Genomic DNA, 19,406 nt, shown 5'->3' on the forward strand with positions numbered 1-19,406 from the left:
GGACAAAAGATAAGAGGAATGGTGAAAACCTGAACATCTCGTCTTCTATGGTAAACAGTACTTCCTAAGCGTCGTCAACATACGAAGACTCCTGTGGGAACAGCACGTGTCTCGAGACCCCGCAGGAAGGGATTTTCCCCGAGGGCCCGCAGGATGCGGGTCAGATCGGCGTCGGCACAGGATGTGCCGTTCTTAGCCGATCCTCCTTTATTCGAGCCGTGCCCACGGAAAGCGAAGTATTTTGACGGAGCGATAAATAGGACAGAACGAAAATTTCCGAACGATTTATGGATTAATCGTTCGGAAATTTTTATCTTATAATGGTATTGTCCCAAACTCTTTTTGTTCTTCACTTATAGGGGAATTTCGATGCTGTCCCCGTTAAAAGATTCCTTTTAACGATTCCGGACTTTCGCCAAGGATCAGCTGGCATAAAGGTCTATATTTAATAGGACGGCAGGTTTGGAAAAGCTTTTTCACTTCTTCGGCCTCCGGATGACGTTTCAGGCTTTCAATTTCCTCGTGATACAAACGAAGAACCGAAGAGCGGATGTGCGGCCTCCTGTACCTTTCCGGATCCTGATCCAGCAGCAGACACCCTAGATAATCACAGTGGAGCTGCATTTGTTTCGTCAGGCTGACGATGTGCACCAGCTTTTCAAACAACTCCGGATATCCGTCTTTCAGGTCTTCTATCCGCTGCCTCGCAGCATGAAGTTCTTCCAGACTGGACAATGCGATCATTAGAGATTCGCCTCCTTGTCTTCCCATGGTTTCTGCAGACTAATAGAGCCGGCCAGTTCCTTACTTTTTCTTCTCTTTAATTTCCGGATTTCTTCTCGTTCCGGCGCCGTCTCATACAGCTTTATTTCTTCCTCTGTTTCCGGCTCTATATCCGGCACTTCCATCGGCCGCTTTTCTTCATCCAATGCGACGAATGTTAAGAAGGCGGTTGTTGCGATTCTCCGCTCTCCTGACAGCATGTCTTCCGCAATCACTTTACAGAATATCTCCATGGAGCTTCTTCCGGTGTAGGAAACGAAAGACTCCACACATACGGAGTCGGATTGATAAATGGGGCTGAGAAAATCAATCGAGTCCGTGGAAGCTGTCACGCACTCTTTTGCTCTTGAATGACGTCTCGCGGACAGTACAGCACAGTTGTCGAGTTTTTTCATTAAGACGCCGCCAAACAATGTATTGTAATTATTTAAATCACTGCATAACACTTGGTCGGTGTTTACAATTTTACTTTCTTTGGGATGCTTTTTTTCCAATATTGATGCACCTTCCATCCTGTTTCATTCCTTATATATGATAACGGTGGAAGGGGGGACAGGTAAAATGGAATTATTTCATAAGGATGGATAACCTTTGTCTATGAAACCGTTCCCTTCTCCGTGAGGTGCTGCTTTGCAAATCGGATCCATTCTTCCGCAGCATGGGAAAGATAGCTGTCCTTCCGCCAAATGATGGCAAGGCGCCAATACATGTCTTCCTGCTCCACCGACAGAATACGGATATTTCCTTTCACTTCTCTGCCTATACTTTCAGGAAGCAGGGTCACTCCTAATTTCGAAGCCGCCATTTTTCCGAGAAGATCCCATTGTGAACTTTCGAATACGACAAACGGGTGAAAGCCTTCATGGCTGCACGCTTCCATAATACGATTACGCAGGGCAAAATCGCTGTTCAGCAGCATAAAATGCTCGTTTTTCAAGTCGGCCAGCGAAATGTTATCTTTTTCAGTTAACGGATGGCCGGCATCTACCACTAATTTAATATCTTCTGTCCCAAACGAAAAATGGGAGAAGATTTCTTCCTTGACTGGTTCTACCACGACGCCGATGTCCAGAATACCATCTTCTACATCACTTGCTATTTTGTTCGACCCGTCTTCCATTAACTCAATCGTGACTGCCGGATACTTCTCGCGGAAACGGCCGATAATCATCGGAAAGTAGCTGGACCCTACCATCGGCGGCAGGCCGATCCGGAGATGTCCCTGTTTTAACCCTGACAAATCTTCGAGCTGACTTTCCAAATCTTTAAAAGCCTGATGAATTACCTGCGCCTGTTCCAAAATAATTTTTCCGGCATCCGTGAGGACTACCTGCTTTTTTGAACGGTCAAACAATACCACATTAAATTCTTTTTCGAGGCTTTTTATCATCTTGCTGATCGTAGGCTGCGTGACGTATAGATGCTCGGCGGCTTTGCTGAAACTGTTAAACCGGTTAATCTCAATAAAATACTCGAGCTGTTTGATATCCACTTCGAATCACCTGACTTATCATTTTTGTGTCCTTATCTTACTATAAAAAGCCAGACTTTTTCACAATGAAAAAACCTGGCCGGCTTGTATTGTTTGGATTTGTTACGGGGTGAGCCGCAAGATGATTTCTTCTGCGATCATCTTTGATGTTCTCGACTGGGCTTCTTCTGTCAGCCCTGCAATATGCGGGGTAATAAAACAATTCTCCAGGCTGAGCAGAGGGTGAGTTGGATCAATCGGTTCGTTTTCGATGACATCCAGGAAGGCTCCGCTAATCTCTCCGTTTTCAACAGCATGAAACAAATCGTCTTCTTTTATAACCCCGCCTCTTGAAGAATTAATAATCCAGCTTGCGGGTTTCATCTGCTGCAGCCGATCTCGATTCATTAAGTACTGGGTAGCCGGGGTTAACGGTACATGGAGACTGACAAAGTCTGCGTGCTGTAAGACCTCATCCAGCGCCATCATCTCTATCCCTGTTTCCATCACAGCGTAATCGTACGGCTTAACAAATGGATCGTAACCAATCACCTTCATTCCCAAAGCTTTTGCTCTGCCGGCTGCGCGCAGGCCCGTTTCTCCCGTGCCCACCAGACCAAGGGTTTTGCCGTACAGCTCCCCTTTCGTAAATCCTCTGCGGTCCCAACGTCCGGCTTTCACATCCTGCGCTGCTGCTCCCAGAGGCCGCGTGACATGAAACATCGCTGACATCACGTATTCTGCCACCGAAGCGGCATTCGCGTTTTTCGCCGTGATCACTTCGATATCCGCCCGTTTTGCCGCCTCCAGATCTATGTTATCCAGGCCCACTCCCAGCCTTCCTACTGCTTTCAGATGGACTCCCTTCTGTAAAAGACGTTCATCGACGCTGGTCTGGTTTCGGACGATAAGGGCGGCGGCGTCTTGGAGGGCATCTTCCAGCTCCCCTCTTTTTTTCCACAAGTCCGGATCATAGAGGACTTCAAACCCTTCCTCCTTTAATAAATCCATCCCTATCGGCCAATTGAGCTCCGTAATGACTATTTTCATAACACCACTCCTTTTTACAGCGGGTCAGGAAAGGAAACATTATATTTCTTTCCTAACTGCTGCAGTTCCTTCTCTATGTTTTCTGTTACAGGTATTCCTTCCCGGGCACTCTTATCATACGAACGCGCCCTTCGTTCCCCCGGGTATAGAATTTCTTCAAATCCGTCAGCTAAAGGTGACTGTTTTATTTCTCCCAGCATCTGTTCCACCCTGTCTTCATATACATTCAGATCCATCCAATGCTTGATATCCAGCAGAATAAAACCGTGTCCCACGTTGGCGGGAGGGTTCCCGGATTGAAAAATGCTGTTGACATGTGAACCAAAAGCAGCCCCTGTCAGGACCCCTGCTATCATCTCAACAGCCATAGCCATTGCATATCCTTTTGCTCCCCCTAACGGCAGAAGCGATCCGGCAAGTGCTTCCTCTGGATGGTTGGTTGGAGCCCCATTCTTATCAAGCGCCCAGCCATCCGGCAGGTTTTTTCCTTCTTTCTCCGCGACTAATATATTGCCTCGTGCGACCACGCTCGATGACATATCAATGATAATGGGCGACCCTCTTCGATGAGGAAAACCAAAGGCAAGGGGATTGGTCCCAAAATAGGCCCGGCTCCCTCCCCAGGGGGCAATGCCGGATGGCGAATTCGTCACAGCTATTAACGCCATATCGTGTTCAAATGCTTTTTGACAGTAATAGGCCGCCGTCCCGAAATGATTGCTTTCCGAAATAAATATACTTGCTGACCCGTAGTTTTCAGCAATCGAGAATCCTTTTTCCAGTGCTTTTTGGGAAACCACCTGCCCTAATCCATTATCTCCTCTCACCTTCAAAACCGCACCCTTCTCTTCAAAACCGGGTTCCGGATGAGGGTTTATCTGTTTTTCTTCCAGACGCGGGACATACATGAGCAGCCGATTCACACCATGCGTCCCTGCTCCTTCCATATCCGCACGAACAAGCGAACCGGCTGTTACTTCCGCTTCCTGCAGGGGCATGCCTGTTTTTTGCAAAACAGCTGTGCTGAACTGCTGCAAAGCTTTGCTGTCATAACGTTTATCCAATGCGATACCTCCTTCTTCGCTCTATTGAAAAAAGCCTGTTGGAAGCTGTACTAAAAAGATATAGCGGAATAATAAAAAGAAGACCACCGTGACAGCAATAGAGCTTCCTGCTGCATTCACCAGTCTTTTTCTGCCGGAAACATATCCCCCCTGTAAATACCAGGTCATGATCCCTAAAAAGAGTAGACTGGCTAAGAGAAATCCTATCAGCCATATTAATAAAATATATCCCAGCAGCCCCAGCGAAGTCATCAATGCTTCCCTGGAAAATATTTTAGACGTTTCCTCCTCCTGCTGTCCCGCCTTAAATAAGCTGACCATCAGATAGACAATGGAAAAAAGGAGCAGAAGGCCTAAAATAAGAATTGGAAAAACAGCACTCATCGTATTGAACGTCCTAGCGGACCAGAGCCCTCCGAGTGCAAGGATAATGAAAAAAACAGCATTCCCTGTATCTTTTGTCATTTTCTCACCCCGCTTCTTCCTTTTCTTCTTTTTGCTTTTGGTTTTTTAACAGTTTTCCCAAGTAAGGACTTAACAAGGAGAGAACACACAATATCATGAGAAGAACGGTGATAGGCCGGGTGAAAAACATGGCAAGCAGACTTCCTGTTCCTTCACTGATTAAAATAGACTGGGAGAGTCCTTCTTCCGCAATCGGACCAAGGATGAGCCCCAGCACAATAGGCGCTGGGCGGAAGCCTCTTTCTGCCAGAATATATCCAATTAACCCAAACACTATTAACGTCACGACATCCATGAAATTGTTTCGAATGGCATAAGAGCCGATAATAGTTAGAAAAACGATAGCCGGCGCCAAATAATAGGTAGGAATATTAATAACCCGGCCGATATATTTCGAACCAAAAATAGCCAATATGAGCATCACCACATTAGCCAGTATAAACGCGCTGATGAAGGTATAGATCAGATTTGCATTTTCTTCAAAAAGATTCGGGCCGGGCTGAATTCCCTGCATCAGCAGTGCTCCGATAATTACTGCCGCCGGCGGGGCTCCGGGAATACCCAGTGCTAATAAAGGAACGAGAGAACCGCCTACTTCTGCGTTATTAGCCCCTTCTGAAGCTGCCACTCCACGAACATCGCCTTTGCCAAATGTCGACTGATCTTTGGATAGCCTCACCGTGGCGTCATACGACAACAGACTGGCAACATTTCCCCCCGCTCCGGGAATGATGCCAACGATTATACCTATAACAGCCGATCGTAAAATAAGGAAGGGACGGATAAACAGCTGTTTAAAAACATATCCGATCACCCCTTTCTGAGATTGAAACGGCTCGACCTGCTCCTTAGCATCTGTTTGATTTTTTATCATTTTAATAACCTGGGGGATACAGAAAAAGGCAATGAGCATGACGATCAATTCAAATCCGGCCTGCAGCTGCGACAACCCAAAGGTGAACCTGGAAGATCCCCCAATCGGGGCCAGACCGACAGTACTTAAAAGAAGTCCGATGGTGCCACCGATCAGCCCTTTTAACAAGGAGCCTGCTGATAAGGTGGCAACCATGGTCAACCCTAGTAGGGCTATCCAAAAAAATTCCGGCGGGCCGAATTTTAAGGCAAGGGCTGCGAGAAGTGGGGTTAAAAAGAGGAGAGCCAAACCTCCGATGACCCCGCCTATCCCTGAACTGACGGCAGCGGTAATAAGCGCCTGGTCCGGTTTTCCCTGCTGCGTCATGGGATAGCCGTCAAAGGTAGTGGCAATGGAAGATGGAGTCCCGGGAGTATTAATTAAAATAGCCGCAATACATCCTCCAAATATCGCCCCAATATAAATGCCTCCTAATGTAATTAATGCTGTATCTGCCGGCATGGAAAAGGTAAAGGGAAGCATAACGGCAATCGCCATTGTTGCTGTTAATCCCGGCAGCGCTCCTACTATCATTCCGGCCGCCACCCCGAATATCATGTAAATGATAGTAAAAGGCTGACTCAGAGAGCTTAACACTTCTTGGAAAATCTCCATCGTTCTACCTCCTCATTGGACAGCATGATGATGTTATTCAATCTCACCCAGCTCTCTCATCGTTTCTTCGAATTCTTCGGTACGTTCCTCGATATAGTTCTGCGTGTCTTCCCGGCCCATAGCAAGTGGTTCGAATCCTTCATTTATCATTTCTTCCTGAACACTTTCATCATTAGCGATTTCTAAAAATGTATCTTCCAAGGTTTGAATAATTTCTTCCTCTGTATCAGGCGGTACGGCAACCCCCCTGTCAATACTGGCAGTAAAGTCCACCCCTTCCTCCTGGAAGGTCGGTACATCCGGCAGGGCTTCAAACGTTTCCTCTGATCCAATGGCCAGGATATTCATGTCATCTTTATACTTCACCAGATCGTTGGAATTGGCAAAAATGGCATCCGTATTGCCGCCAAGAAAGTTTTGAATCGATTCCGCCGCCCCCGTTGAAGGAACATATTCCATATCTAACTCTTCGAGACTGGATAACTGCATAAATGCCAGGTGGTGCCCGGAGTAGGTGCCAGAACCTGCTATCGTCACTTGGCCCCCGCTGTCAGCTTCTTCAATAAAATCATCCAATGTTTCAATCCCGCTGTCTGCCGGAACAGCCAATCCTATCGGCGTTCCTTGGAAAATGGCGACCGGATTAATCTGCTCGGTCTCATAGCCGGCATCATCCTGTGTCATCGGCTGTAAAATAATGTGTGGGATATTCATCCCGGAGATGAAGTATCCGTCCGGCTGTTCACTCACCAGTTCGGTCCAGCCGACAGCCCCGCCAGCTCCTTCCTTGTACGTAATATTAACCTCCGTATCTAATTTTTCTTCCAGCATTGGCTCCTGTCTGCGCGCTTCCACATCAGACTGGCCGCCCGGGCCGAACGGAATACTATACGTGATGGTTTCACTCGGATAATCCCCCGCTCCTCCACCTGTTCCACAGCCGCTCACGGCAAGGATGGCTGCAGCTGCTGCCACCGTAAAGGAAAACCTGCGTTTCATGGATGAGTCCCCCTTTTGTTAAAATCATAATAGAAAACGCTTACAGTCTAATCGAAAAAAACAGCCTCTTGATAGAAATAGTATTTTCTTCACGAGACTGTTTTTTCCTCTGGTTTACGCACTGCGATACAATTTCGTCATGACAAACTCCTGGTGGCCAAGCGCTTCCGCACTGGTTAAACGGCCGTTCACCGTCCGCTGCAGGCATGTCATCAATTGATCTCCCGCCTGGGTCAGGTTAATCTCTCTCGATAGCAGTCCTTTCACATCTACATCGATATGCTCGCTCATGGTTTCCGCGGTGTCCGGATTAGCCGTTACCTTAATGACCGGTTCAATCGGGTTGCCAATAATATTGCCCTGGCCGGTTGGGAAGAAATGAACGACTGCTCCCCCGGCTGCCATTAAGGTAATGCACTCGGCAGCAGCAGAAGAAGTATCCATAAAATAAAGTCCGTTTCCATTCGAAGGCGCTTCCGCTGGGTCAAGCACCCCTATGACTTCCTTATCGCCGGTTTTTGCGATATTGCCGAGGGCTTTCTCTTCAATCGTGGAAAGGCCGCCTTTAATATTTCCCTGGGTTGGCTGTGAACCTAACAAATCTACCGCCTGGGACTCAATTTCTTCAATATAATTGTTATATACGGCCATGAACTTATCTTTTAAATCAGGGGTGGCCATCCGATCCGCAATAAGATTTTCTCCGCCGGTTAACTCCGAGGTCTCCCCGAAAAATACCGTTGCTCCAGCATCTACCAATCTATTAACGGCCTGGGAGACGGTTGGGCAGGACCCCAGCCCTGTCGTAGTGTCGGATTCTCCACATTTGATGCTTACCGTTAAATCCTTCAGTTCCACCGGCACTTTTTGTAATTCGGAGGCCCACTGGACGTATTCTTTTGCTTTCCATGAAGCCTGCCGGACCGTTTCCAGATCACCAAACCCTTCAATCGAAAAACCAGTGACGGGTTTTCCGGTTTCGGCTATCCCATCTACGATTGTTTTCGTCCAGTTTTCTTCAATGCCAATGACAATCACCGCTGCCACATTAGGATTAGATCCGGTTCCTATCATCGTCCGGAAATGAAGGTCAAGATCAGCTCCGTACTGCAGACGACCATAAGCATGAGGGAGAGGAAGGGTCCCCTTTATTTGATTCGCTACTGCTTCACAGGCTGCATTGGAAATATCATCGACCGGTAAAATAACAACATGATTGCGAATCCCTACTTTTCCATTTTCTCTGCGGTATCCGAATAATTGATCCATGTTACCACCTCTTTGTTTTAATATTATGGGTGTGCACGTAGTCGCCTTTTGCCAACGGTTCCGTCGTTTCTCCAATTGCCACCTGGTACTTGACAACGCTTTCACCTTTTGCCAAATCCACCACGGATATCTTATGTCCTAAAGGTATATCTCCATGAGACGTTACTTCCATCGACTCGTCATTATCCATATAAACCCCTGTTACTTTTTCGCCCTCCTTAATAGGAGAGGTCGCTACTCCAACGTGATCGCCCTGATTGTGAATCAAAAACTTATGCAATCTGCCTGCCTCCTTTATCGGTATATAGGTTAGGTGACCCAACCAATTTGCCCTTATAATATATGAGTATTCAAAAAATTTCAATACAACTTTTCTTAATTCTTTATTTCCCGGCAGTAGTAAAATGCCTGAAAATCCTTCTATATCAGTGAATCTAAAAGAAAGAAGCGGGAATTATAAAGGTTCTCTATATCTTTTATCAGTCGTTTTAATCAATGAGATTTATCCTTCCGTCCCAAAGTCTTCCTGCAGGCTTTCTGTGATCGACCTTTCCACACTTTCTAGATGTTCGGCCATATAATGTTGGGCTTGATCCACCTTTCTTGCCTGAACAGCTCCCACTATCTTTACATGTTCATCCACAGACTTCACCGGCCTGCTCGGTATTTTCATAGATTGAAGCCGTGATTCCTGAAGTAAATCAATCAAGTTATGCATGACGTGAATCAGGACTGTATTGCCAGACAAGTGAGCTAACGCGAGATGAAATTTCTGGTCCAGTTCGGCCAGATTGTGGTGATCATTTTTATTTTTCGTTTCACCTTTTGCTTCTTCTACAATACCAGCCAGTTCATTTACCTGGGACGGTGACGCATGTTCGATGGCCCATTCCACAGCACTGTTTTCTAAAATTTTTCGTATCGCAAACAAATCCTTCAGTTGATCCGTGGAGACAAAGAAAAAAGAAGCCATTTTACTGATTTGATATTCTTCTGAGGCAACAAATATACCTGTTCCATGCTTTATGGTTATATAGCCATAAGCCTCCAGAATTTTATAAGCTTCTCTCACTGTATTGCGGCTCACCTTTAAATTGGCGGCCATTTCTCTTTCGCCGGGAAGCTTTTGGTTTACTTTATATTTTCCTTCCACAATAAACTGTTTAATATAGTCAGCGGCCCTCTCCGAAATTCCTTTTCTTTCAAACTCAAACGATTCAAACATTAGAAGAACTCCCCTTTCCGGTTTACAAAATTGGATGATAGACCCAACCACTTTATTAATTATTACTATATCAAAAATGAAAAATTCCTGCTAATTTCTATTTAAATTAATGATTACTTTTTATTGTTAATCCTAATATATTAACTAGAAACATATTTTTCCCCGTTGAACACCAGCAAGGGAATATTTGTTAAAAAAGATAGTATTTATTACTTTTACTGATAAATAATATAAAAAACCTTCATAACCACTGCTGCTGATCTTGTGCTATGGTACGTTTAATCATTCTTTTAACGTATGGAAGAAGGAGGGATGTTTTATGCTGTCCGGGCAGCGTATTCCATATGGGGCAGAGCATTCTGCCGCGGTGAAAAAAGAAAAAGCCCTGGGCCTTTATCAAGGGATCCTCTTAACCTTTATTCTGGCTATGCTGGCAAACAGCTTAGCAAGCCTTCCATTTTTCTCTATTTTAGGTGTTATGATTATCGCTATATTGCTGGGCATGACCTGGAAAGCAAGTATGGATATTCCCGTGCATGCGGCTGCCGGCATTACCTTCAGCAGCAAATACATTTTGCGTGGCGGTATTATATTGCTGGGTGTCCGTTTAAATTTAATGACGATCGTCGATATGGGCTTTACCATTTTGCTTATCGATGCTCTCGTCATTGCCGGCACCCTGAGCTTTATTGTTTACCTGGGACACGTGTTGAACGTCAACAAAGGGCTCACTCTTTTAATCGGAGTTGGAACAGCTATCTGCGGAGCAGCCGCTATTGTGGCTGTGGCTCCGCTATTAAAGGGAAGTGACAGGGGAAATGCCCCCCTTGCTGTAGCCTGTATTGCCATTCTCGGAACCGTCGGCGCCCTTGGATTTATTGCCCTGTATCCTTTTCTTGATCTGACCAATGAATCGTACGGTATTCTCGTTGGTTCCACCCTGCATGAATTAGCTCATGTGGTGGCGGCATCCGTTCCGGGAGGTGACATCAGCAGCGAATCGGCCATCGTTGTCAAGCTTGGAAGGGTGCTGATGCTGGTGCCTGTGGCTTTTCTGTTATCCATTATCTTTAATAACAGTACCCAAGAACGGACAAAAATAAAGGACATCCCATTTCCCTGGTTTATTATAGGATTTTTAGCCATGAGCATCATCAATACGACAGGAGTATTTACCGCTGCGGTGCAGGATTTTCTCACGACCTCCAGTGTTTATTTGATGGCCATGGGGATGGCCGGTTTAGGGCTGAGCATGAACTACCGTGATTTTCAGAAGGCAGGATTGCGCCCTGTCATTGTAGGAGTCCTTGGCTCTATCTTTATTGTTCTTCTCGGCAGCATCCTCCTGCTTTTGATATGATAAAAGAAAGAAGGAGGCTGGGACATGAATCTAGAACACTTGAAAGCCTTTTATATTCTAGCGAATCATCAAAACTTCTCGGCAACAGCCAAAATTTTACACCTAGCCCAACCGACGGTCAGCCTGCAGATTAAAAACCTGGAGCAGGCCCTCGATGCAACATTGTTTGAGCGTACCACAAAAAGTGTGAAGTTAACTCCCTCCGGCGAAATCCTGTACAAATATGCCGATCAGATCTTTTCCTTAGTAAGACAGACAGAAAAGGAACTGGATATGCTGTCGGAAACGATTCATGGGGATCTGAATATCGGAGCCAGTTTAACCATCGGAGAACATATCCTTCCTTATGTTTTAGGCCGTTTTCGTAAAGAATTTCCTCATATCCATTTGAACCTGAAAGTATATAACTCCGAACAGATCATGGAGCATCTCGGCAATGATGAAATTGATCTGGGCTTTATTGAATCCACAAAATCCTATCCGGACTATAATCAGCTTGCTTTTTTAGAAGATGAGCTGGTCGTGACAGCTTCTGCCTCCTCGTCTTCTCCGGTTAACCCGCAAAAACAGGAAATATGGCCGGAAGAACTGTTTGATTTTCCTATTATTATGCGGGAGCGGGGCTCCGGTACCCGTCAGGTTGTAGAAAATCATCTCCAAAACCACGGCCTGGATCCCGGAAAACTGGATGTGATTATGGAGCTCGAGCATACGGAATCGATCAAATCCGCCGTCGAATCCGGACTGGGTATTATGATCATTTCAAAAAATGCCATAAAAAAAGAGTTAAAACTTGGCACGCTGCGACAGATCCCTATCCACGGCATCCGGCTCCGCCGTTTCTTTCATGCCGTTTATAAACAGGAAAAGCTCACCCTGCCAAGTGAATCTTTCTTATCCTTTATACAAAACTACTATCTGGAAGAGAAATTCCATCTTTAAGAAACAGAGCTTGGGAAAACCGCTCAAGCACGGCAGCCATCTGATTCACTCCTGCGTCTTGAAGGGACTGCCATAAAAAGTGGTGGACAGTGCAACGAAGTTATTTTACGCTGGTCGGTTCCATGTATGGGTTGGAGGACAGCAGGGTTCTCCTTTTTCTGTTTGTGGTTTCAAAGAGCATTTGGAGGACACTACTTCTCGATTCGTTCCCGCTGATGGGTTCAAAAACGATATGGAGGATGCTAAGTACATCAATCTGTTGATTAACGGCCTCCACCACTCTCCCTGGAAAAGGGGAAGGGTCTGAAAAAGCAATGTTCAACTGACTTCGGAATAAGCACCTCTGCGGCATTTAAGGAATTTTTCTATCAAGCAAATGGAGACACTCCTTTCTTAAAAGAGTGCCTCCTTCTTCTACCCTTATTTCACCTGAACCTGTTGCAGCATGTCGTGGATATCCACGACTTCCCCTGTCTTGATGGAGCGTTCCGCTGCTTCTCCTATCACAATGGACCAGAATCCTTCTTCTGCTGTAGCGGTGGACCTGGTATCGCCCTGTATATTATCAATAAAATATTTGTGTTCATAGTACGTCGCTCCGTTGTGCCCGCTGTCCTGAATGACCTTGGGATAACAGGGGGAGCCGACCCGGGCTGTCCCATTTTCGCCGCTCAACACTTCCATATGGGTGGACGGTCGTTCCAGGGGCAGAAAGTCTTCGTTTTCATAAGCCTTCAACCTTCCCTGGCTTCCGCACAAGGTGATTTCTTCGTAAAACATCGGAGCAAACATACATAAGTTAAACTGGGCTTTCATTCCGTTTTCGTATTTCACTGTGACAAACGCGTCATCAATAATGTCAGCGTCCTGTCCATCATAGTGAAAATCACGGAAATTAACGTCCATGTCCCCCACCGCATAGACACTGACCGGTTTGGACTGGGCGAATAAATTCATCAGATCGAAATAGTGACAGCATTTTTCCACAAGGGTCCCGCCGGAGTATTTGGCAAACTTGTTCCATTGATTGACTTTATCTAAAAATGGGATGCGGTGTTCCATGATGCTGATCGTTTTAATATCTCCAATCGTTTTTCTTTCCAGAGCTTCATGCACCGCTTCCCTGTAAATTGCCTTATACCGGTATTGCAGTCCGATTTGGAATACAGCTTGATACTTCTCCGCCATTTCTTTCAGTTCGACCGCATCTTCTAAGGTCGTCGCCATCGGTTTTTCCAACATAATATGCTTGCCGGATTTGACGGCTTCTTTTACAATCTCCAGGTGAGTGAAGTTGGGGGTGCAGATAATTAAACCATCTGAGGCCGGATCCATACAGGCTTCCTGCAAGGAATCGTACACGACCAGGCCGCGCCCCGGGAATTCCTTTTCAAACATTTCCTTCGTGTTCTGCCGGCTGTCTGAGTTGCTGTCATAAATGCCATGGATCCCCCCCCGGCCTTCCAGCATCGTCACTCTAATATGCTCCTGCCCGATCATTCCTGCACCGATAATCGTAAATTTCCAATTCCGTTGTGTCTCTGCAAAAATATATTTATCTTTGTCTAACAAATGATCCGATTTAAAAAAGCTGCTGTAATAGTTGGTGCTGCCCTGCTGCATCAGCACGCCTCCTTCTCCCCTGTCGTTATAAATTAAATACGATGAGCCGTTCTTCCGTCATTTCCCGTATCGCATATTTCGGGCCTTCTTTTCCATTTCCGCTTTGTTTCACCCCGCCGTACGGCATATGATCCACGCGATACCCAGGGGTGTCATTGATGATTAACCCGCCGACTTCCATTTCATTGGACGCTTTCATCGCAAAATCCAGAGAATTGGTGAACACCCCGGCCTGAAGCCCATATTTTGAATCATTCACCCGCTGGATCACTTCTTCCTCCGAGGAATACACAGCAACAGAGACGATTGGTCCAAATACTTCTTCTTTGCAAACTTTCATGTCATCCTGAATATTGGTGAGTATCGTTGGTTCATAAAAAGGGCCGTTTCTTATGCCGCCTGTCAGCACGTCCGCCCCGGCTTCGACCGCTTCTGAAACCCATCTTTCCACACGGATGGCTTCGCTTTCCGAAATCATTGGACCAACATCTGTTGTTTCCTTCCCCGGGTCTCCTGTTGTTAATTTTTCCGTTTCCTGTTTCAACTGCTGCACGAACGTGTCGTAGACCTCCTTATGCACATAAATCCGCTGCACCGAAATGCAAACCTGCCCCGCATTGTTAAAACTTTTCTGAGCCAAAGCTTTAGCCGCCGTTTCAAGGTCGGCATCATGGTGAACCACGGCTGCTGAATTATTTCCAAGTTCGAGCATTACTTTTCGCAGGCCGGCCTTCGCCTGCAGATGGCTGCCTACTTCCGGACTTCCGGTAAAGGTATACATGTTCACATCGGGATTTCCGCAAAGCCAGTCCCCAATGTCCGATCCGGAGCCTGTTACCACATTCAGCCGTCCGGCAGGAAGTCCAGCTTCATCAAGTATTTCAGCAAGACGAATGGCGGAAAGAGGTGTGGCACTTGCCGGTTTCAGCACAACACTGTTGCCGGCAGCCAAAGCAGGGCCGACTTTATGGCAGACTAAATTAAGCGGGACGTTAAAAGGGGTAATGGCTGCTACGACACCCACAGGCACCCGTTTTGTAAAGGCCTGCCGGTTTTCAGAGCCCAGTGCTGCTTCGACCGGCACGCCATGACCGCTGAGTCGTTTCGCTTCTTCTGCTGAAATTTCCATCGTTTGCGCAGCCCGGATTACTTCTCCTTTCGATTCTTTTATCGGCTTGCCCACCTCGGCCACCAGAATGGAAGCTAGCTCCTCCTCGTTATCCTTGATGAGCTCGGCGGCCTTTGTTAAAACTTCATAGCGCTCATAAGGCGTAAATGTCGTGTGATACGCCTTTTTGGCAGCGGCAGCTGCTTCATCCACTTCTTCTTTGCCGGCGCTTGCCGTTTGTAAAAATACAGTCTGCGTAAATTTGTTATATACATCTTGTGTTTCCTCTGACGCTTTCCACTCGCCGCCTATGAACAATCCGGTTTTTATTATCGTTTTCGTCATGACAGTACCTCCTTTTCCTTCTCTTCCTGAAGCAAGCCCGCCGCTTTTCGATTGCTGTGAAAAATTCTGATTTTTTCCTTCACTTTTTCTTTCATAACTGTTTTTCCACGGCCCAGCGAGTGGGCCAGGACAATTTCATCCTTGTTTTCCTCGAAAATCTCCTGAACGCCCCGGGTGAAAGCCTGCCGCAGCTCTGTATCGACATTTATCTTGGCCACTCCGAGAGAAATAGCACGCTGGACCTGCGCATCCGGAACATCAGAACCGCCGTGCAGGACAACGGGCCGCCGGATTTCCCTTACAATGTCAGCCAGCCGTTCAAACCGAAGATTGGGCGTTTCTTTATAAATTCCATGGGCCGTCCCAAGAGACGCAGCTAAATAATCTACATTTGTCGCTTCGACAAACGCTTTGGCCTCTTCCGTCGTGGTAATCATAGCATCCTTTTCGTCCACCGTGATCTCATCTTCTGTCCCCCCGATTTTCCCGATCTCCCCTTCGGAGCCTATGTTCAAGGAAGCGGCGATGTCTGCTGTTTTTTTCGTTAAAGCCGTATTCTCTTCAAAGGAAAGGGCGGAGCCATCAAACATAACAGACTGGAAGCCGAGCTGAACGGCTCTCATCGTCTGCGTAAACTCTCTGCTATGGTCCAGATGAATACAAATAGGAACAGCTGCATGGCGTCCATACCAGTCAATCAGCATTTTCATAGGCTCCATGCCGATCGTTTGAATAACCTTCTGCCCCACTTGAATCATAATCGGGGCCTGCTCTTCTTCTGCTGCTTCGATGATCGCCTGAACTGTTTCTGCATTATGCGCACTAAATGCGCCGATGCCATATCCATTCGCAAAGGCATGGTCCAGCATCGTTTTTCCATTCATAAAAGTCATGCCGTCTCCTCCTTTCGTCATCGATTCAGTTCAATATCGTAATGATACTGATCGCTGCGGTATTTTGTTTTCGTGAATTCCATCGGGTGGTCATTCATCCCAAAGCTCAGCCGGGTCATCTCAAGCAATGCTTCCCCGGGCCGTATTCCAAGCAGATCTGCTTCGTGCTGGGTGGCGTTAATGGCAATGATTTTTTCTGATGCCTTTTTCAGAAAAATATTGTGATCTTCAAGGATTTCATAATACCTGGCCTCATTCAGGTCGTATTCCATTAAGATGCTGCCGATGGGATACGGCCAGCATGTTCGTTCCAGAGCCACAGGGACTTGATCGGCAAACCGGATACGTTCTACGAGTAAAATAGTGTCTTCTTCATCGACTTCAAGCATTGTTTTCTCCGTATAAAGCTGATCGCTGAATTCTGCCCGGATCAGCTTCGAGCGTGGAGTCTGCCCTTTTTCCACCACTTCTTCGGCAAACCCTTTCAACCGGCCGAGACTGCCTACCAGCTTCTGCGGTTTTACAATCGTTCCTCTCCCCTGCGTTTTTTCCACCAGTCCTGTCTGTACAAGAATAGAGATAGCCTGACGGATGGTGCTCCGGCTGACATCAAACTCTTTCATTAACTCCTGTTCCGTTGGAATCAAGGAATGAGCTTCCCATATTCCTTCTTGAATCCGCTGGATTAAAATATCCTTAATCTGGAGATATAACGCTTCGTTTTTATTTTGATTTATCTTGTTCGAAGACATGAGAATTCCTCCTTTGCAGCGGGGGAGGGTAGGCTGCTGCTTCCTTTCCAACTAAAGGCCGGAGCCATTCATTATACGCCTGCTGGTCCTTCATAAAACGGGCAGGAAGTTTCCGTTCTCCGCTGCTTCCTACTGCTTCAAGAGAAACAGGAATATATTCAATACGGTAGGGGGTTTCGCTCACACGTTGCAACGCTGCCATGACACCGGTTCTCTCCTCCCGCACCCACTCTGCTCCCATTTCACCAGTTTCCAGAGCTTCCTGAAAATCTGTGGAGGAAACGGCGGCGGAAAAACTTCGTTGATTCATCCCCAGCAGTTCGGCACGGACCATGACGTTCAAATGGGTTTTCAACACCTGCTCCACTTCATTTGAAATCCCGCCTAGGACTGGCCGGCCGCGGACATAATCCCGCTCCACCTGATACGCTTCGTCCCATACTGCTCCTTCGCTGACAATGACAAGGGCGCAGCCATATTGTTCAATGGCCCTGGTTGTACCTTTTATCAATGCTTCCGGCGCAAGCGGGTCCTCGGGAAGACTGATAACGTGCGGACCGTCCTGGGGATGATCATTCAGCAGCCCTGCTGCCGCTGTCAGCCAGCCGGCATTTCTTCCCATCGTTTCCAGAATGCGAACCTGTTCGAAATTATTCATCGCCTGCAAATCACGACTCATATCCCGTGCGGCGTGGGCCACATACTTTGCCGCACTGCCAAACCCCGGCGCGTGATCTGTTTCTCCCAAGTCATTGTCCACCGTTTTAGGCAGACCAATTACCTGAAGAGCATAGCCCTGATATTCCGCTTCTTTTTTTAACCGCGCCAGGGCCTGCATCGTTCCATTTCCACCTATGAAAACGAGGGTGTTTATTCCGCGGCTGCGCAGATTTTCAACGGATACTTTTATTTTTTCCCGGTCGAATTCATAACGGCCGGCCCCAAGAAAAGCTCCGGGAACTTTCTCATGCTGAAGCAGATTGGTGATTGTATCCTTTTCAGCATCCATCAATAAATTGTCAGCCAATCCTTCATATCCGTTGATAACGAAGGAGAGAGCGTGGTCTTTATATAATTTACGGACAAAACCGGCCAACGTCGCATTGATGACTGCTGTGGGACCTCCGGATTGCCCAATGGCAATATGTTTCATCATTCCGCAGCTCCCTTCACCATAACTTGTAGACAGATACCGGCAGACCCAGCTGTTTTCCAAGCATCGTCAAATCTTCCGTGACGTCTTCATATACAAGCCCGTAATGAGGTTCAAACCCTTCCTCCATCAGCCCATATAATGTTTCTGTTACATTTGTTTCAAGCTGGACCTCCACCGATGTGCCGTTGAATCGCTGCGGTGTATCCAGTGCTTCCCCTCTCATCACTAATAACCGATAGCCCTGCGGCGTCCAGCCGACTCGGAATATCGTTACTTTTCCAGGTTTCAACCCAAATTCCATCGTGAATCCAAGTTTACGATTCGGATGAACGCCGGGGCGTGCTCCCTGCTCCGGATGGGCCAAAGAGTAAGCACCAGCGCCGCAATGCCAGTACACAACGGAATTACTGGCTTCATTTACGTGAACCATGTCTCCCAAGTATGGTGATTTCCCGCCGGCAAGCTCCTGTAAAATAAACATAGTCACCGCCCCGTGAATATCCGATTCACAGGAGGATACCACTCCTTCTTCTGTGAATTGAGACAACGTAGAGCAGGCTGCCGCTCCCAATTCATTGAAAAATTCCGGCCAGCATCGGATCGCAAGCGCCGAGATATTCTGTTCGTATACCTCCTGTCTCACATAGGAAGAAAACTGAGCAAAACGCTGGACCGTTTCATCCGATCGCTGCAAGCCGGCGACCTGTTTTTCGGCCCGCTCTATTTCCGGCTCCCATTTTTCCTGCGGCATCTGTTTGCTTTTATCAAAGGCCTTTTGCAGATCCAGCCTCAGGACATCAATGCCGAACTGCTCTTTCAACTGCTTTTCATCGGTGCCGGAGAAGAAAAATCCCGGTTGATAGTCTCCTATCACTCCAATTTTAAAGTTCTGCAGCTCCGTAAGAAGGGCCTGGATTTTCACATGCTGTTTAATCCGCTGCTGGACCTGCGCTTCTTCCGTGTTGCCGAACACAAACGTATATCGGTGACCGGCGCATTTTAAGACATGACTGGTACTGTTTCCTCCGGTCAGGGAATTCAGGCGCAGTCTTGCTCCCACCGCCGGTTCCCTGATTGACCAAACAATAATAGAAGCAGAAAGTTTATCGAGCACGGTTTGGATAAACTCCCCATCTGCAAAGGTAATACTCTGATAGATTACGACCGACACGTGATGAGGATCTATCGTCTCGAGAAAGTTTTCCAGCTCTTCTGGAGAAGTCAAAATTCCTTCTGGTTCCAAGATCTGCTCTGTTATTTGATGCAGAAAGGCAGAGCTTTTCTTCCTTTCTTCTTCTCCCGTTTCCAAATCAAATGTTTTTCTTCCAATCGGAAGATATACTATATTCTCCACTCCGTTCCCCTTCCTTTCT

Annotated in this window: 19 protein-coding genes; 2 read left to right on the top strand and 17 right to left on the bottom strand. The window is 46.9% G+C overall.

Going from position 1 to position 19,406, the window contains the following annotated elements:
* Nucleotides 1-381: 381 nt before the first annotated feature.
* The 11 genes from G475_RS0100010 to G475_RS0100060 form a co-directional block, all read right to left on the bottom strand.
* Nucleotides 382-744, bottom strand: coding sequence for a hypothetical protein (locus tag G475_RS0100010; protein ID WP_051301981.1), 363 nt, complete (start codon nt 742-744; stop codon nt 382-384).
* Nucleotides 744-1,295: an acyl-CoA thioesterase gene (locus G475_RS0100015; RefSeq protein ID WP_156911589.1), complete on the bottom strand. Its 552-nt coding sequence runs from the start codon at nt 1,293-1,295 to the stop codon at nt 744-746. The genes G475_RS0100010 and G475_RS0100015 overlap by 1 nt, the downstream gene beginning before the upstream one ends.
* An 83-nt stretch (nt 1,296-1,378) precedes the next feature.
* A complete protein-coding gene (locus G475_RS0100020; RefSeq protein WP_026699497.1) occupies nt 1,379-2,275 on the bottom strand; it encodes a LysR family transcriptional regulator in 897 nt (298 codons plus the stop codon).
* 102 nt (nt 2,276-2,377) lie between these two features.
* A complete protein-coding gene (locus G475_RS0100025; protein ID WP_026699498.1) occupies nt 2,378-3,304 on the bottom strand; it encodes a hydroxyacid dehydrogenase in 927 nt (308 codons plus the stop codon).
* Nucleotides 3,305-3,318: 14 nt separating this feature from the next.
* Nucleotides 3,319-4,368, bottom strand: a complete 1,050-nt coding sequence (locus G475_RS0100030; RefSeq protein ID WP_051301982.1) for an Ldh family oxidoreductase — start codon at nt 4,366-4,368, stop codon at nt 3,319-3,321.
* A 21-nt stretch (nt 4,369-4,389) separates the two neighbouring features.
* Nucleotides 4,390-4,833, bottom strand: a complete 444-nt coding sequence (locus G475_RS0100035; RefSeq protein ID WP_026699500.1) for a tripartite tricarboxylate transporter TctB family protein — start codon at nt 4,831-4,833, stop codon at nt 4,390-4,392.
* Nucleotides 4,834-4,837: 4 nt separating this feature from the next.
* On the bottom strand, nt 4,838-6,361 hold the full coding sequence (locus G475_RS0100040; protein ID WP_026699501.1) for a tripartite tricarboxylate transporter permease: 1,524 nt from the start codon (nt 6,359-6,361) through the stop codon (nt 4,838-4,840).
* A 33-nt stretch (nt 6,362-6,394) separates the two neighbouring features.
* Nucleotides 6,395-7,360: a tripartite tricarboxylate transporter substrate binding protein gene (locus G475_RS23805; protein WP_035709687.1), complete on the bottom strand. Its 966-nt coding sequence runs from the start codon at nt 7,358-7,360 to the stop codon at nt 6,395-6,397.
* 114 nt (nt 7,361-7,474) lie between these two features.
* Nucleotides 7,475-8,629, bottom strand: coding sequence for a UxaA family hydrolase (locus G475_RS0100050; protein ID WP_026699502.1), 1,155 nt, complete (start codon nt 8,627-8,629; stop codon nt 7,475-7,477).
* A gap of 1 nt (nt 8,630) precedes the next feature.
* A complete protein-coding gene (locus G475_RS0100055) occupies nt 8,631-8,909 on the bottom strand; it encodes a UxaA family hydrolase (protein ID WP_026699503.1) in 279 nt (92 codons plus the stop codon).
* A 222-nt stretch (nt 8,910-9,131) separates the two neighbouring features.
* Nucleotides 9,132-9,854 carry a FadR/GntR family transcriptional regulator gene (locus G475_RS0100060; RefSeq protein ID WP_026699504.1) on the bottom strand — a complete coding sequence of 241 codons (723 nt, stop codon included), beginning with the start codon at nt 9,852-9,854 and terminating at the stop codon, nt 9,132-9,134.
* 319 nt (nt 9,855-10,173) lie between these two features.
* Between G475_RS0100060 and G475_RS0100065 the strand changes: the two genes are divergently transcribed.
* Both G475_RS0100065 and G475_RS23810 read left to right on the top strand, forming a co-directional pair.
* Nucleotides 10,174-11,214 carry a YeiH family protein gene (locus G475_RS0100065; RefSeq protein ID WP_035709690.1) on the top strand — a complete coding sequence of 347 codons (1,041 nt, stop codon included), beginning with the start codon at nt 10,174-10,176 and terminating at the stop codon, nt 11,212-11,214.
* Between the two features lie 24 nt (nt 11,215-11,238).
* Nucleotides 11,239-12,156, top strand: a complete 918-nt coding sequence (locus G475_RS23810; protein ID WP_035709693.1) for a selenium metabolism-associated LysR family transcriptional regulator — start codon at nt 11,239-11,241, stop codon at nt 12,154-12,156.
* A gap of 420 nt (nt 12,157-12,576) precedes the next feature.
* Here G475_RS23810 and G475_RS0100080 read toward each other — a convergent pair whose 3' ends face one another.
* The 6 genes from G475_RS0100080 to sftI are packed head-to-tail and all read right to left on the bottom strand — an operon-like array spanning nt 12,577 to nt 19,387.
* Nucleotides 12,577-13,779 carry a Gfo/Idh/MocA family protein gene (locus G475_RS0100080; RefSeq protein WP_035709695.1) on the bottom strand — a complete coding sequence of 401 codons (1,203 nt, stop codon included), beginning with the start codon at nt 13,777-13,779 and terminating at the stop codon, nt 12,577-12,579.
* A 25-nt stretch (nt 13,780-13,804) separates the two neighbouring features.
* Nucleotides 13,805-15,232: an aldehyde dehydrogenase family protein gene (locus G475_RS0100085; protein WP_035709697.1), complete on the bottom strand. Its 1,428-nt coding sequence runs from the start codon at nt 15,230-15,232 to the stop codon at nt 13,805-13,807.
* Nucleotides 15,229-16,125, bottom strand: coding sequence for a class II fructose-bisphosphate aldolase (locus G475_RS0100090; protein WP_026699509.1), 897 nt, complete (start codon nt 16,123-16,125; stop codon nt 15,229-15,231). The genes G475_RS0100085 and G475_RS0100090 overlap by 4 nt, the downstream gene beginning before the upstream one ends.
* Nucleotides 16,126-16,142: 17 nt before the next feature.
* The gene (locus tag G475_RS0100095) at nt 16,143-16,877 is read right to left on the bottom strand and encodes a GntR family transcriptional regulator (protein ID WP_026699510.1); all 735 of its coding nucleotides are present in this window, start codon (nt 16,875-16,877) and stop codon (nt 16,143-16,145) included.
* Nucleotides 16,849-18,033 (bottom strand): diphosphate--fructose-6-phosphate 1-phosphotransferase, encoded by a 1,185-nt coding sequence (locus G475_RS26190; RefSeq protein WP_051301984.1) that lies wholly within the window; start codon nt 18,031-18,033, stop codon nt 16,849-16,851. The genes G475_RS0100095 and G475_RS26190 overlap by 29 nt, the downstream gene beginning before the upstream one ends.
* Nucleotides 18,034-18,046: 13 nt before the next feature.
* The gene (gene sftI, locus G475_RS0100105) at nt 18,047-19,387 is read right to left on the bottom strand and encodes a sulfoquinovose isomerase (RefSeq protein WP_026699511.1); all 1,341 of its coding nucleotides are present in this window, start codon (nt 19,385-19,387) and stop codon (nt 18,047-18,049) included.
* Nucleotides 19,388-19,406: the final 19 nt, after the last annotated feature.

It is taken from the genome of Salibacterium aidingense DSM 18341 (genome assembly GCF_000429685.1).
GTDB lineage: Bacteria > Bacillota > Bacilli > Bacillales > Marinococcaceae > Salibacterium > Salibacterium aidingense.